The sequence below is a fragment of the Streptomyces sp. NPDC005576 genome (assembly GCF_042871745.1).
Lineage (GTDB): Bacteria > Actinomycetota > Actinomycetes > Streptomycetales > Streptomycetaceae > Streptomyces.
In genome coordinates this window covers 59,653-74,921 of the sequence record NZ_JBIAJC010000022.1, presented here as the reverse complement: position 1 = coordinate 74,921, position 15,269 = coordinate 59,653, and the positions used below count along the sequence as shown (strand labels likewise).

Below are 15,269 nucleotides of genomic sequence, written 5' to 3'. Positions count from 1 at the left end.
CGCGGCGCGGCCCCGGCGCCCCGCCCCGGTCGTCGGCCTCGGCGCCCCGCCCCGGCCGTCGGCCTCGGGTGTCGGCCCCGGCCCCGGTCAGAACGAGGCGGACATGCTTTCGTCCGACACGTCGCCGGACGGCTGCCCGGTGTCCGCCAGGGCCGCGAGCAGGAACTCCGTCTCGACGAGTGCCGGAACGGGCCCGCCGGGGTTGAGGTACAGCTGGTGACCCTCCGGAAGCCGCTCCAGCAGCCGGTCGGCGGGGAGCACTTCGAACGCCATCCGCCCGGCCGCGCTCAGGTGTGGTTGCGCGGTGTACACCGGGACCACCGGGGTGCCCTCCGGGGTCGAGGCGGTCACCGGACTCCCGTCCGGGTGGACCAGCACGGCGACCTCGGCCCCGGCGAGCGCGCGGGCGAGGTCCTCGCCCGGCCCGTACCGGGTGGCGGCGAGCTGCATCGCCGTGTCGACCGGGTCGGTGGGCTCCGGCCAGCCGAGCATCACGGGGGACGGGCGGTACTCCGGGTTGTCGCGCCACCCGACGATCTCGCCGTCCGCGTCGGACCTCCACTGCCCCATCACCGCCCAATGCGGCGGCGTCTCCGATCCGGCCCACCCAGGGTCGACCAGGCCGAGCCAGTGGTCGGGAACCAGCCGCCCCGCCTCCCGGACGTTCTCCGGCGGCTCGGGCATCTCGGTGTCGAGGTCGTCCCCGGCCGAATCCGCGTCGGCCGGTGGCCCCACGACCGCCGCGGATTCGGAGTCTTCGGGCAGCGGTACCCCGGGCAGTGACTCCCCGGAAAGGGGCTGAGGGGCGGCGACCACACCTGGCAGGGCCATGAAGGCATCGTCCGACGTCTCCATCGTCATATGTCCAGACATTTCCGCAGCGGGCTTTTCCATGGGTCTTCCTCTTGCCGGGGAGCTGTTTTCGGCGGGACAGTAACCCGCCCGCAGGGCGAACCGCCTCGGCTAAGTCGTCCATATGCGTCACGAGGCCCGGAAGTTCAGTCACCTTTCAGTAACCGGGAGCATGGGCGCGGCCGACGGACCCGGTGATGATGTTGTTTCGATGCTGTCCGCGTGGAAGTCCCGCAGGTGGCTCAGGGCGAGGGAGGTCGGTTCGTGACGCGCCAGGTACTCACCGTTGACCAGAACGGGTCCGGTGGTTTCGCGTCGATCGGGGAGGCACTGGCGCGGGCCCGCTCGGGTGCGGTCATCAGCGTGCGTCCGGGCCGCTACGCCGAGAGCCTGGTCATCAGCACCCGGGTCACCCTGGTGGCGGACGGCCCGCGCGGAAGCGTGGAGATCTGCCCGCGCCGCGACAGTGCCCTGACCCTGACGGCCGACGGGGTGAGCCTCACCGACCTCCTGCTGCGCGGCGGCGAGAGCGACGTGCCGGTCGTGTTCGCGGCCCGCGGCCAGGTGGCGATGGACGGCTGCGAGGTGGTGGGCAACGGCTGGGCCGCGGTGCTCAGCAGGGCCGGGGGATCGCTCGCCCTGCGGCGGAGCAGGATCACCAACTCCGCCGGTGCGGGCGTGGTCGAGACCTCGTCGGTGGGCAGCGTCGTCGAGGACTGCGTCATCGAGCACCTGGGTACCTCGGCACTCGTTGTGGGGGAGCAGGGGCGACTGACCCTGCGCAACTCCCGGCTGAGGGACGCGCGGGGCAACGGGCTGCTGGCCAACGGCGAGGCCCGCGGCATCGTGGAGGACTGCGAGATCTCCTCCACCGACAAGCCGGCGATCGCCCTGGAGGGCGCGAGTTCCTTCGAGGTGTCCCGGGTCGCGGTGCACGGGGTCACCGTCGGGGCGTACGTGACCAGCAGTTCCCGGACGGTGCTGGAGGACGTCCGGATCGGCGACAGCACCGGACACGGCATCGTCATCACCGGAGGCGCCGATCCGGCGCTGCGGCGCTGCACGACGGAGAGCACCCGGGGCAGCGGACTGCTGGTGATGGGCCGCTCCCGGGGCACCTTCGAGGACTGCGCGTTCACCTCCGCCGCACAGGCCGGAATCCGGATCGCCGAGTCGAGTTCGCCCGTACTCACCGGGGTCAGGGTCCAGGACGGCCAGTCGCTCGGAGTGCAGCTGACGGAGGAGTCGGCCGCCGAGTTCGACCGCCTCGAGGTGGCGGACGCCAAGGGCGTGGCGGTCTCCATCCGCTCGGGCGCCAATCCGCTGCTGCGGAGGCTCCGGGTCCTGCGCAGCGGCGGCCACGGAGTGGAGGTCGCCGAGGACGGACGCGGGCGGCTGGAGAACTGCGAGATCGACTCCGCCGGTGCGTCGGCGCTGCGGATCGAGGGCCACGGCAACCCGTTCGTGGGCGATTCCGTCCTGACCGGCGCCACGCGCGCGGGCGTCTCGGTGGGTGCTCGCGGACAGGGCTCCCTGCGCGACTGCACGGTCACCGGCAGCGGGACCGAGGGAGTCTCGGTGGAGGACGGCGGCGAGTTGTCCCTGGCCCGCGTCGAGGTGCGCGACTCCGGAGCCCACGGCATGCTCATCGCGGCCGGCGGCCGGGCCGCGCTCAACGGTTGCGCGTTCACCGGCAGTACGGGCGACGGCATCCGGATCGACACCGAGGAGCAGGTGACCGTCACCGGCTGCTCCGTGCGGGACAACCGCGGGGCCGGACTGCGGCACTCCCGGCCCGGCCCCCGACTCGTCGTCGAGGGGCTGACCAGCACCGGGAACCGGGCCGCGGACCGTTGGCAGGGCGCACCGCCGCCGGAAGCCGGTATCTACGGCGCCCCGGGTGAGGGCCGAGCCGCGACCGGGACCGAGGGCCGCCCGGCCCCGCCTGAGGGGCCCCTCGCCGACCTCCAGGCCCTGGTCGGGCTGGACGGGGTCAAGCACCAGGTGACCACCCTGGTCAACCTCAACCAGCTGGCCCAGCGGCGTGCCCGGCTCGGCATGCCGGCCCCGCCGATGAGCCGCCACCTCGTGTTCGCCGGCCCGCCGGGAACGGGCAAGACCACGGTCGCGCGGCTGTACGGCAGCATCCTCGCCGAACTCGGTTCGCTGCGTTCGGGACACATCGTGGAAGTCTCCCGAGCGGATCTGGTGGCCCAGGTCATCGGCGGTACGGCGATCAAGACCTCGGAGGTCTTCGAACGGGCTCTGGGGGGAGTGCTGTTCATCGACGAGGCGTACACGCTGCTGTCGGACAGCAAGGGCTCCGGAGCGGACTTCGGCCAGGAGGCCATCGACACCCTGGTCAAGCTGATGGAGGATCACCGCGACGACGTGGTCGTCATCGTGGCCGGCTACTCCAAGGAGATGGAGGGCTTCCTCTCCGCCAACCCCGGTCTCGCCTCCCGGTTCACCCGCACCATCGAGTTCGTCAACTACACGGTCGATGAACTGGTCACCATCGTCGAGACGATGTGCGCCGCCCACCGCTACGAACTGGACCCGCTCACCCGCGAAGCGCTGGCGCTGCACTTCACCCGCATACCCCGGGACGCCACCTTCGGCAACGGCCGAGCGGCCCGACGGGTGTTCGAGGAAATGGTCGACCGGCAGGCGTTCCGGCTGTCCGCCCAGGAGGAGGTGGGCGAGTCCGACCTCACGCTGCTGCTTCCCGAGGACGTCGGCGAGGACGAGGCCGCGAAGGTACGCGGCGCGGAGGAGGTGGCCCCCGCGGATTCCGACGTCCTGGCCCAGCTGAACGGCATGATCGGGCTGCTGGCCGTCAAGCAGGAGGTCAACGGGCTGGTCAACCTGCTCACGGCCACCCGTCAGCGCCAGGCGCTCGGCCTCCCCACCCCCCGCATCAGCCACCACCTGGTCTTCGCGGGCCCGCCCGGAACCGGCAAGACCACGGTGGCCCGGCTCTACGCCGACCTTCTGCGCTCCTTCGGCGTGCTGCCGAAGGGGCAGCTCGTCGAGGTCTCCCGGGCCGACCTCGTCGGCCGGTACGTCGGACACACCGCCCAGCTCACCTCCGAGGCGTTCGAGCGGGCGCGCGGCGGTGTGCTGTTCATCGACGAGGCGTACGCCCTCACCCCGGAGAACTCACCGTCCGACTTCGGGCGGGAAGCCGTGGACACCCTGCTCAAGCTGATGGAGGACCACCGTGACGAGGTGGTGGTCATCGCCGCCGGCTACACCCACGAGATGCGGCGCTTCCTGGAGTTCAACCCGGGTCTGGCCTCACGCTTCTCCCGCCAGGTCCTCTTCTCCGACTACACCACCGAAGAACTGGTCACCATCGTCCGCCGGAACGCCGAGAACATCGGGTACCTCTGCACCCCGGAGACCCTGGAGGCGCTGAGCGGATACCTCGACGCGATGCCCCGCGACCGGTCCTTCGGCAACGCCCGCCTCGCCCGCCAGATCGTCGAGTCGATGATGACCCGTCAGGCCGGGCGCCTCCACAGCGTCGCCAACCCCGACCGGGAGGCGCTCACCCGGCTGCTCCCCGAGGACCTGCCCTTCATCCGGACACCGGCCGGCCGGGACCCGGTGGTGGCCGAGTGATCAGACTCGGGGACCGCTTCAGGGCGCAGCACGCCGCCCGCTCCTCCGTCGCCGCCGGTGCTTCACCGGCCCGCCGGGCCAGGAACGCGCCCCGGGTGACCCCGACCCGGGTCCGGGTGACCCCCGATCCGGCCACCGACGACGGCAACATCTTCCTCTTCCACCAGGACCCCGAGACGGCCGGTCACTTGGCCGAGGTGGCCCGCGGCCTCCGTGACCCCGACCCCACACAGGTGATCCTGCTGGTGGGCGCCGGAGCGGAGGACGCGGAGAACCTCCGGGAGCAGTTCGCGACGGTGCTCACCGACGGACCCCGGAGGGATGTCCGGCGTGCGGTGCTGGTGATGGAGGGGGCCGCACGCGAACGGGGCGGCCGGCCCGCGGTCGCGGCCGGCATGAGCGACGAGTGGGCGGTGGAGGTCGTCGCACCCGAAGGGCGACCGCTGATCGTGCCCGGCGGACACCTCTTCGCCGGGCACGGACCGGACGCCCCGGAGGGACCGGCCCGCTGGTGGCGTTTCGCGCCCGGGGCCGCGCCGAGGGCGCTCGGCTCCCGCTACCCGGCGCCGCGCTGGCAGAGCGCGCTGGCCAGGCTGGCGCCCGACATCGCGGCGGACCATCTCCTTGAGGAGATTCCGGCCGGGCTGCTGATCCGGCACACGGGCGCCCGCCCCGCCGACGCGCGGGGCATCCGCCACTCCGTACCGGTCGACGCCGACCGCCTCTGCGTCCTGGTCGGTGCGCCCGGTGCGCCGGACGCGCCGGAGGTGTCCGCGGAGGCGCTCGCCACCCTCCTCGCGGCGCTGCCCGCGCCGGTCCGGCAGGGCGTGCGCCTGGTCCCCGGAGCCGGGGGCGACCTGTTGCCGACGGCCCAGGCGACCGCGGATCTGCTTGGTACCGAGATCGAGGTCACCACGGGGCTGCTCGTCGTGATGGAAGAACCCGCCGCCGCCGACCGGGACCAGATCGTGGTCATGACGTCCGACGGCAACCCGGCCTGGCAGCCCTACGCGGGGTCGGTGGTCTGTGTGCCCGCGGGCGCCCCCGGCGCCCCCGGACCCCGGCTCGGCCGGTGGCGGAGCCCCGTCGCCGGACTGGAACGGGCGGCCGGTGAAGGTGTACTGCGGTGGGACGAGTGGCACCTCGCGGTCACCCGCGCCGGACTGTGGATCGGCCCCGCGGACGTTCCGAGGCCCCCGCTCCGGGAGCACCCCGTCCACCCCGACGTCGTCGTGATCGACCTCGGTCTGCCCGGCCGGTACCTCGACGACACGCTGTGGCCCGCCCTCGACCGGCTGGTCGGCTCCCTGGAGAGCGCCAGCCGCGTCCGCGCCGAGATCCACGTGCGCGGCGGGATCGGCGCCGAGGGTCTGCGCACCCTGCGTCGGCTGGCGGTCCGCCACGGTGGCACGGTCATCACACGGGCGGCGCACACCGCCGCCCCGGCCGCAGCTTCCGCCGCTGCCCCGGCTGTCGCTTCGACCGACGCGGTGGCCGCCACTCCGGCCACCGGTACCGCCGTCGTGGCACCCCCGCCCGTCCTTCCCGTGTGGGAGTACGAGCCCGGCGCACCGGTGCCGGGCACCCCCGGACATGCTCTCCCGCCCTACGAGGGCTCGGAGCTCCCGGACATCTCCGCAGGGCCCGTACCGGCGGGCGAGGACGTCCCGGCCGCCGAGGAGTTGCCGACAGCCGCGCCCGCCGCAGCCGCGCCCGCCGCAGTCGCACCCGCCTTCGCAGCCGCGCCTCCTGCGTCGGCCGCACCCGTCGCCGCGCCTCTCGCCGCAACCGTGCCCTCCACCCCCGCCGCGCCGCCCGCCTCGGCCGCAGCCCCCACACCGGGGTATGCGCTGGAGAGTGCCGGAGAGCCCGCCCTGACGGCGGTTGCCGCCTTCCCCGCCCGTGACGACGCGACCACTGCGGCGCCCCGCGGTCTTCCACCGGACCCGGCGCCCGGGGGAGCCGGGCCGTTCACCGCTTCGTCACCGGCTGCTTCCCCGGCTGCTTCAGGGGCCGCTTCACCGGCCGACCCCGTCGTCCCGGCACCGGCAGCCGGTACGGGTCACGGGCGGCGGAGCACCGAACCGTCGCGGCCCGCCTTCCCCTTCACGCCGACACACCGCAGCACCCCGGCCGACCGCGAAGCCCTGCGGGGTCTGGTCGGCGACCAGTGGGATCAGCACTCGGCCGCTCTGACCCGCGCTCTCTCCCGGCTGCCCGCGCTGCGAGTCCAGGCGCAACGGGAGGACGCGCGGGCGGACTTGATTGCTGTGCGGGCCTACCTCACGTCTCCAGAAGGGAAGTTGAGCCACCGGGGAGTCGAGAGGGCGTTCGCCGACGGTGACCGGGACATCATGCCGTTCGTCGCCTGCGCGGCGTCCGGGTTGCGACGGCTGCCCTCGCACCGGGGTCCGGCGGCCCGCAGCGCGGGAACGGAGAGCGGCGCGGCCGACGGCCTGATTGCCGGTCAGGAGCTGTGCCAGGCGGGTCCGATGAGCGCGCTGGTGCTGGAGGGTATGGCACCCTCCGCGACAGTCGACCGCTACCTCATCTGGTCGGTGGTCGGCCGACGGGTGCGTCCGCTGCTGGAACAGTCGACCGCCCCGGACGTCCTGGAGGAAATCGTCTTCGGTCCCGGTACCCGGTTCCGGGTACTGGCCGTGGACGACGCGGCCGGGTCCCGGCTGATCCTGCTGCGGGAGCTCGGACCGAGCACACCTCCCGGCCGGCCGGGACAGGCTCTCGACAGTCAGGACGTCGCGATCCTCGACCGGCTCCGTGCGGCCGCCCCCGCTCTGGAAACCGGCAGCGGCGCCGCCCCGGAGTGGCCGGACCGCTGCACCGGCGCACTTCCGCGGAGCACGAGCGACCTCGCCCGACAGTGATGACGCGCCCGGTTCGACCGGGACGGCAACCGGGACCCGACCGGTACGTGGAGTGCCGGCGGTCGTCGTCGCCGGTGCTCCGCCGGCCCGCGGCCGCCGTACCGGGTACTCACCGTGTCCTTGTGTGCAGAGTCGGCCCCAGGTGGGACGGGGCCCACCTCACACCCGTCAAGCTGAAGGTCCGAGGCCCCCCGCACATGGGGAGAGGGGCTCGATGGTCGTAGACGTGTAGTGGTGGCGCCGGACCGGACGACGGTGGCGTCACCGAGTCAGCTGTGGAGGGCGGGGCGATGCCGGAATCCTCAGCCGTGGCGACGGAGACCGCGTACGTGAGTCTCGTCGTACGGGAGTTGCCGACCGCCGGGCCGGGGTTTCCCCGGCCCTTCGAACCGGAAGGACTCGTCGGGGGCGCGCACTCCGCCGTGTCGATGTCGACAGCGGCAGGCCGGGCTCCCGCCGTGCTGTTCGGCCGCGCCACCGAACTGGCGCTGCTCGACGGCATGGTGGACGCCCTCATCGGGGGAGGAACCCGGCCGGTACTGCTCCGGGGGGCGTCCGGGGTGGGCAAGAGCTCACTCCTGGACGAGACCGCAACCCGGGCGCGGGCGAGGGGTGTTACGGTACTGCGCGCCGCAGGGGCCCAGTCGGAGGTGCGGCTCGGCTACTCCGGCCTGCACCAACTGATGCACAGCCTCCGCGGCACAGGTCCCCGGCTGGCCGCCGCCCAACAGGAGGCGCTGGACCGCGCGCTCGGCGTCACCCACGGTGCGCCGCCCGACCGGTTTACCCTCTCCGCGGCCACACTGGCACGGCTGTGCGAGGTGGCCGACAGCGGCCCGGTGCTGCTGATCGTGGACGACGCCCAGTGGATGGACCGGGCGAGCGCCGAGGTACTGGAGTTCGTCGCACGCCGTCTCGGCCGGCAGCCCATCGGGGTGCTGGCCGCGGTACAGACGGGCTGGGACGCGTTCCTCGACCGCGGCAGCTTCTCCGAGACCCTGGTGGGACCTCTCGACGCCGAGGCGGCGGCCGCACTGCTGGAAGCCCGGTATCCCGCTCTGGCGCCGGCCACGCGGCGACGGCTGCTGTCGGAAGCCGCCGGGAATCCGCTGGCGCTGCTGGAACTTCCGGCGCTCCTGAGCGAGGAGCAGCTGGCGGGCCGGGCGGAGCTGCCGGACTGGCTTCCCCTGAACGAACGGCTGGAAGCCCTGTTCGCGGCGCGGATCCGGGACCTTCCCGACGAGACCAGGGAACTCCTGCTCCTGGCCGCCCTGGAGAGCACCGGCAGTGTGCGTACCATCTGGACCGCGGCCCGGGGCGGGTGGGCCGACACCGACGCCGCCCTCGTGCCCGGGGAACGCGCGGGTCTCGTCCGCGTCGACACCCGGGGTCAACTGGTCTTCCGCCACCCCCTGGTCCGGTCGGCGATCGTCCAGGCGGTCCCGCCCGACCAGCACCGCGGCGCCCACCGGGCGTTGGCCGACGCACTCGTCGCCGAACCCGAGCGCCAGGTCGGACACCTGATCTCCGCCGCCCTGGGACCGAGTGAGGTGACGGCGCGTGCTCTGGAGAACGCCGCGCACCACGCGTCACAGCACCACGCCCCCATGGTCGCCCTGACCGCGCTGCGGCACGCCGCCGAGCTGAGCACCGGAGCCGAGGACCGCTCCCGCCGACTGGCACGGGCTGCCCTGATCGCCGGCCGGGCCGGTCGGATGGGGGAGGCCGTGGAGATTCTGGCTTCGGCGCACTGGGAGGGGGCGAGCCCCGAGGACGCGGCGCGCGCCGCACTGGCGGACGCCTATCGGGCGATCGAGGGCGACGGCGACGTCCGGGCCACGTACCGGATGCTCACGCACGCACTCGACGAACTGACCGCCGCAGAGCGGCCGGAGACCGGGCGGCCTCCGCTCGGCGACCTGGCCGACGAGCTCCTCCACGTCCTCATGCTGGCAGCCGCGCACAGCGGCAGGGCCGAGCTGTGGGAGCCACTGGCCTCCCGGGTGGCGGGCGCGTCGGAGTTCACCAGACTCTGCTTCGACGCGGCCGGCGATCCGGCACGGCACGGCCGCACGCTCCGGCGGCGCCTCGACAGCCTTCTGGGCGTGCTCGCCCAGGACTCCGAATCCAGGCGCTACACGCGGTTGCGCCTGGCCGCCGGAAGCCCCGGTACGGCCGCCGCGCACCGGACCGGATGGCGTCGCACCCTCGAACCCGCTTCTGGGAGCGGTACGTTCAGCGACTGGGCCACCGCGGTGACCCTGAGGGGTGTGGAGGACTTCCACGCCGGCCGGTGGGACACGGTGGAGTCCACGGTCCCGGAGGCGGTGGCCAGGGCCGAGGAGCTCGGCCACCGGACGGTCGCGGGCCGGCTCAAGAGCCTGCTGGCCCTCGTTCACGGAGCCCGCGGACAAGTGGATGCCCTGGAGCCGCTGTACGAGGAGCTGAAGAGCTGGACGGCGGCTCGCGGACTGGGGACGGCGGAGCAACTGCTCTGGCAGGCGCAGGGCTTGGCGGCGCTGGCACACGGAGACCACGACCGTGCCTACCGCTGTCTCGTCCGCATCACCCCGGCGGGCACCTTCCGGCCGTACACCCCCCTCGCGGTGGCGTCCGTCATGGACCTGGTCGAGGCGGCCGTACGGTCGGGCCGCACGGGAGAGGGCCGCGCGCACGTGGCGGCGGCCGAGGAGGCGGGCCTTGCCGAGATCTCCCCCCGGATTGCCTTGCTGGTCGCCGGTTGCCAGGCTCTGATCGCTCCGGCCGAGGGAGCCGCACCCGCGTTCGAGGCGGCACTGTCACTGCCCGAAGCGGAGCAGTGGCCCTTCGAACACGCGCGGTTGCAGCTCGCGTACGGACGCGTCCTGCAGTCGAACGGCAGCCCTGACCGGGCCACGACCCAGCTGCGGGCCGCGCGGGAGGCGCTGGAGCGTCTCGGCGCAGAGCCGTGGGCCGAACGTGCCCGCGCCGAGCTGCGGGCCGCGGGCGCGGTGCCGGACCCCGACCCCGGGGAGGAGACCGGACCGGTGGGCCTGACCGCACAGGAGATGCAGATCGCGAGGCTCGCGGCGACCGGCCTGAGCAACAAGCAGATCGCCTCCCAGCTCTTCCTGTCGCACCGCACGGTGAGCACACACCTGTACAACCTCTTCCCGAAACTCCGGATCACGTCACGGGCCGCGCTGCGGGACGCGCTGAAGCAAGCCGGACTCCACTGAGGGCCGTCCCACGGACCTGGCGCGGGACAACCCTCAGGTGCACAACTCGTGCACCAACGGACCCTGTCCGGCCCGATCACGCATGCCGGTCCAGGAGCATCCCTAGCCTGTCCGGCGTACCGCCGATTCGACGGCGCCGGGCCCTCGGGACGGCGCGCCGCCGGTCCCGGGCATCCACATCAGCCGCCCTCTGGAGCCCGACATCATGGCTGCCCCCCGAGTCCTCCACGGGACCCGTCCCACCCGGTCCTCCCGTCCGGCGCGCCGTCCCGGGCACGGAAGCCGGCCCCGTCCGGCGACGCCTCCCGGCGGGCTCCTCCCGACCCCGCCGGACGACCGCGAGAAGTACACGTACGTGGTGCGCCGCACCTGGCTGCTGACCGCCACGTCGTTCCTCGGCTTCGGGTGCGTCCTGTACAGCCAGGTCGACTCCGCCCGGCACGGACCGTGGATCTGGTTCTTCGCGCCCGTGCTGCTGCTCTCGGTCGTCGGGGTGCTCATCTCGCTGCGGCTGGACCTGTTCAGCCCCGACTTCGACGTCCGGGCCCACCGCGCGCTGGTGCGCCGGTGGGCGCCGGACGCGTATCCGGCGGTCGACGTGTTCCTGCCCGTGTGCGGCGAGCCCCTGGAGGTTCTCCACAACACGTGGACATATCTGCGGCGGATGGCGGACGCGTATCCCGGGCGGGTCGTACCGCTGGTCCTCGACGACTCCGACAGCGAGGAGGTCGCGGCGATGGCGGACGACTTCGGCTTCGGCTACCTCGTGCGGCCCGATCGCGGCTGGTACAAGAAGGCCGGCAACCTGCGGTACGGATTCGCGCGCTCGGACAGTGAGTTCATCCTGATCCTGGACGCCGACTTCGTTCCCCGCACCGACCTGCTCGACGAACTGCTGCCGTACATGGACGCGGACCCGGACCTCGGGATCGTGCAGTCCCCGCAGTTCTTCCGGGTGCTCGACCAGCAGAACTGGATCGAACGGGGCGCGGGCGCCGTACAGGAGTTGTTCTACCGCTCCGTGCAGGTGTCACGGCAGCGCAGCGACGGCTCCATCTGCGTCGGTTCCTGCGCCGTGTACCGGCGTGCCGCGCTCGCCGAGGTGGGCGGAACCAGCCTGATCGAGCACTCCGAGGACATGCACACCGGTTTCGATCTGCGGGCGCGCGGCTGGGACCTGCGCTACGTGCCGCTGGCGCTCGCGACGGGTCTCTGCCCGGACACCGTCGGCGCGTACTACAACCAGCAGTACCGCTGGTGCATGGCGTCGATGAGCATGCTGGGCAGTGTCGAGGACTTCTGGAAGGTACGGATGCGGCTCGCGAGCCGCCTCTGCTACGTGTCCGGGTTCGTCTACTACATCGAGTCCGCCCTGGTCCTGTTCACCGGCCCGTTGATCGTCTCCGTGCTGCTGCTGTTCTTCCCGGAGCAGGTGCAGGTCACCGACATGCGGCTGCTGCTGCCCGGGGTGCTCTACCTCGTGGTCGTCTACCCGCTGTGGCACCGCACCCCCTACCGCCTGGAGGCGTGGGCGGCACGGGTGCTCTACAGCTGGTCGCACGTCTTCGCGATCTGGGACGTCCTGCGCGGTCGTCCCATGGGCTGGCAGCCGACGGGCTCCGGCGGGGCGCGCCGCAACAACACCCGGCGCCTGTGGATCGGCGTCTGGGGGTGGACCGTCCCCGCCACGGCGGTGTGGATCGGTGCCGCGGTGTGGCGGATGGACACGATGGTGCCGCAGGACTTCGCCCTTCCACTCGCCTCGGGACTCTTCTACGCGGCGGCCGTCCTGCGCGTCCTCGTCCTCCCCAGGCCCGAGGAGCCCGAGCCCGCGGAACCCGAGGTCCGGTCCGCCACCGCCACCACCGGGATGGACCCGTCCCTCTCCGCCCCGGTCGCCGAGGTGGTCCCGGCATGACCGCGGTGGACCGCAGGGGCGTGCTGCGCTGGGTGACCGGGGCCGCGGTCGCGGCGACCGCGGGATGCGCGCCGAGCCGTACGGCGCCGATCGGCGCGGGCGGCGAGGGAGCCGAGAAGCGGACGGCGCCGTACGTCCCGTTCGACGTCACCTGGCTGATCCGGCCCCGGGAGGGCCGCAAGTACCTGGGGGTCTCGTTCTCCGGGGAGCCGGTGACGCCGGGCTACCTCGCCCTCTGGTCGGGAAGGACCGGCAAGGCGCCCACCCTGCTCGCCCAGCGCTTCTCCTGGGACGAGGACTTCCCCACGGACAGGGTCCGGGCCGTCTGGGAACAGCGGATACTGCCGTACCTGACCTGGGAACCCCGTAGCACGACGCTCCGCCGGATCGCGGAGGGCGGAACGGACGGCTACGTGCGGCACGTGGCCGAAGCCGTACGCGACCTCAACGTGCCGATCGCCCTCGCCTTCGCCCCCGGCATGAACGACGGCCGGCAACCGTGGGGGGCGGGCCGGGCGAGCCCCGAAGAGTTCGTCGGGGCGTGGCGCCACCTCCACGACCTCTTCCAGGACACCGGCGTGTCGAACGTCGTCTGGGTATGGAGCCCCACGGTGGCCGTGCGGCCGTCCGTGCCGCTGAAGCCGTACTACCCCGGCGACGCCTACGCCGACTGGCTGGGCCTGACGGGCCGTTACACCGACCGCGGCGCGCACACGTACGACTCGTTGTTCGGTCCCTCCGTCAAAGAGATACGGTCCTTCACCCGCATCCCCGTGCTCGTCGCCGGGACGGCCGCCCAGCCGGGCGCCGGCAAACCCGCGGCCATCGCCGACCTGGTGCGCGCCGTGACCACCCGCGACGATGTCGTGGGCTTCGTCTGGCTCGACACGGACGAGGGCCCCGGGGGGACGGACTGGCGGATCGACAGCAGCCCCGGGGCGCTCGCCGCCTTCCGGCGCGGTGTCGCCGACCCGCGGTTCGGCTTCGACGTGAGGCGCCCATGACGACCACCGAGAACCCCGCCACCGAAGACCCCGCGAGCTCCGCCGGGTGGTACGACGCCGAGTCCACCCTGCAACTGCGGGTGCCGTTCGCACGCGGCCCCCAGCCGGCCCCCGGCTACACCTTCGACGAGATCAGCCGCGCGGAGTGGGTGCTGGGCCGGATGCCCGACGCGGGATGGTCCGCGGAACCGGGACAGCGCCGGACCCGGGTGAGCCGTGCCCTGCTGGTGTGCCTGCTGCTGGCCCAGGCAGTGCTGTCGCTGCGCCTGCACAACAGCGCCTTCGAGGACGAGGCGTTGTACGTCTACGCCGGGCACGCCATGATCGACCACCTGTTCCACGGGGCCCCCGACTACGGCGGCTTCGCCTCCTACTTCTCCGGGTCACCCGTCCTCTATCCGGTGCTGGCCGCGTGGGTGGACTCTGCGGCGGGACTGACCGGCGTACGGCTGATGAGCCTGGCGTTCATGCTGGGCTCGACCGCGCTGCTCTACTCCTTCACCCGCAAGCTGTTCAACGAGCGCACCGCCCTGCTCGCGGCCGGCGTCTTCTCGGTCACCCAGTCCACCCTGTTCCTGGGCAACTTCGCCACGTACGACGCGATGGCGATCTTCCTCCTCGCGCTGACGGCCTGGATCCTCGTACGGGTCGCCCCGGGCCACTGGGCGCTCCCGCTCGCCGCGGCCCCGGTCGCGGCCCTCACCGTGGGGGTGAAGTACGCGGCCGCGCTGTACCTGCCGACCTTGGCGGTGCTGCTGGTGCTCGTCGCGCACGAGAGGCTGGGAGGCAGGGAGGCGCTGCGGCGGGGCGCGGTGTTCACCACCGGAGTGGGCATCCTGCTCGGCCTCGGTGTGCTGACCACCGACTATCTGCAAGCGATCCGGAGCACCACGACCGAACGCGCGCACGGCACCGCCCCGCTCGGGCAGTTGCTCTGGGACTGCGCCCGGTGGGGCGGGCTGCTCTTCGCGCTGGCCTGCCTCGGCACGGTGCTGTACGCGCGGCGGGCCGGGCTCGGGGAGGTCCCGGGAGGCCCCGGCGCCGCGCCCTCCCGCCGGTGGCGGCTGGCCCTGGGAGCCGTCCTCAGCGGGACGGCGCTCCTCGCCCCCGCCTACCAGATCCACCTCCAGACCAGCATCTCGCTGCACAAGCACATCGGTTACGGGCTGCTGTTCGCCGCTCCCATGGCGGGGGTGGCCCTCACACGGCTGATGGGGGCCCACTTCCGGTTCCCCCAGGCCGTCATCGCGGTCGGGGTGCTGGCACTCACCTTCGGCATGTCGCAGTCCGCGCAGAACTACGGGGTCTGGCCGGACACCGGCCGGCTGATCCCGGAACTGGCGAAGAACGTGCGTCCCGGTCAGAAGTGGCTCGGCCAACCGCACGAAGCGCCCGTCTACTACCTCAGCAACCGGGGGCTGACGGACTACACCCTGTGGACGTCGATCTTCTACATCGACTACACCGGGCGCGAGGGCCGGCATCTCAGCGGGCCGGAGGGTTACCGGGCGGCGATCGAGGACGGCTGGTTCGACGGCGTCGTCCTCGACTGGTCCGACCAGCCCGGGGAGGTACAGGCGCTCATCCGCGACGAACTGCGCCGCAGCGGCCGGTACCGCCTGGCCACCGCCCTGATCTACCGCACCTCGGTCGGATCGGGCCACTTCGAGATCTGGCTCCCCCTCCCCGCCGCACGCACGCGCTGAACAGGCCTGCGGTTTCCCATCACGTCGGCGGCCGCCGGTAAGCGGCGCGGTGCCCGATC

7 protein-coding genes are annotated in these 15,269 nt (G+C 72.9%); 6 read left to right on the top strand and 1 reads right to left on the bottom strand.

Features of this window, described 5'->3' with window-relative positions:
- Nucleotides 1-87: 87 nt before the first annotated feature.
- On the bottom strand, nucleotides 88-861 hold the full coding sequence (locus tag ACFYPN_RS30670) for a type VII secretion system-associated protein (protein ID WP_358762284.1): 774 nt from the start codon (nucleotides 859-861) through the stop codon (nucleotides 88-90).
- A gap of 255 nt (nucleotides 862-1,116) precedes the next feature.
- On the opposite strand from ACFYPN_RS30670, the gene ACFYPN_RS30665 reads away from it, so the two are divergent.
- The 6 genes from ACFYPN_RS30665 to ACFYPN_RS30640 all read left to right on the top strand — a co-directional run bounded on the left by ACFYPN_RS30665 (nucleotide 1,117) and on the right by ACFYPN_RS30640 (nucleotide 15,210).
- The gene (locus ACFYPN_RS30665; RefSeq protein ID WP_389302772.1) at nucleotides 1,117-4,479 is read left to right on the top strand and encodes a right-handed parallel beta-helix repeat-containing protein; all 3,363 of its coding nucleotides are present in this window, start codon (nucleotides 1,117-1,119) and stop codon (nucleotides 4,477-4,479) included.
- Nucleotides 4,476-7,364 carry a hypothetical protein gene (locus tag ACFYPN_RS30660; protein ID WP_389302770.1) on the top strand — a complete coding sequence of 963 codons (2,889 nt, stop codon included), beginning with the start codon at nucleotides 4,476-4,478 and terminating at the stop codon, nucleotides 7,362-7,364. The genes ACFYPN_RS30665 and ACFYPN_RS30660 overlap by 4 nt, the downstream gene beginning before the upstream one ends.
- A 290-nt stretch (nucleotides 7,365-7,654) precedes the next feature.
- A complete protein-coding gene (locus ACFYPN_RS30655; RefSeq protein ID WP_389302768.1) occupies nucleotides 7,655-10,582 on the top strand; it encodes an AAA family ATPase in 2,928 nt (975 codons plus the stop codon).
- Between the two features lie 205 nt (nucleotides 10,583-10,787).
- Nucleotides 10,788-12,500: a glycosyltransferase family 2 protein gene (locus tag ACFYPN_RS30650; RefSeq protein WP_389302766.1), complete on the top strand. Its 1,713-nt coding sequence runs from the start codon at nucleotides 10,788-10,790 to the stop codon at nucleotides 12,498-12,500.
- On the top strand, nucleotides 12,497-13,504 hold the full coding sequence (locus tag ACFYPN_RS30645; RefSeq protein ID WP_389302763.1) for a glycoside hydrolase family 26 protein: 1,008 nt from the start codon (nucleotides 12,497-12,499) through the stop codon (nucleotides 13,502-13,504). The genes ACFYPN_RS30650 and ACFYPN_RS30645 overlap by 4 nt, the downstream gene beginning before the upstream one ends.
- Nucleotides 13,501-15,210 carry an ArnT family glycosyltransferase gene (locus ACFYPN_RS30640; protein WP_389302760.1) on the top strand — a complete coding sequence of 570 codons (1,710 nt, stop codon included), beginning with the start codon at nucleotides 13,501-13,503 and terminating at the stop codon, nucleotides 15,208-15,210. The genes ACFYPN_RS30645 and ACFYPN_RS30640 overlap by 4 nt, the downstream gene beginning before the upstream one ends.
- The last annotated feature ends 59 nt before the right edge of the window (nucleotides 15,211-15,269 follow it).

What these genes read in the sequence shown, in the direction of transcription:
- ACFYPN_RS30670 (WP_358762284.1), bottom strand. Translation starts at nt 861, where the DNA reads ATGACGATGGAGACGTCGGACGATGCCTTCATGGCCCTGCCAGGTGTG.
- ACFYPN_RS30655 (WP_389302768.1), top strand. Translation starts at nt 7,655, where the DNA reads ATGCCGGAATCCTCAGCCGTGGCGACGGAGACCGCGTACGTGAGTCTC.
- ACFYPN_RS30650 (WP_389302766.1), top strand. Translation starts at nt 10,788, where the DNA reads ATGGCTGCCCCCCGAGTCCTCCACGGGACCCGTCCCACCCGGTCCTCC.
- ACFYPN_RS30645 (WP_389302763.1), top strand. Translation starts at nt 12,497, where the DNA reads ATGACCGCGGTGGACCGCAGGGGCGTGCTGCGCTGGGTGACCGGGGCC.
- ACFYPN_RS30640 (WP_389302760.1), top strand. Translation starts at nt 13,501, where the DNA reads ATGACGACCACCGAGAACCCCGCCACCGAAGACCCCGCGAGCTCCGCC.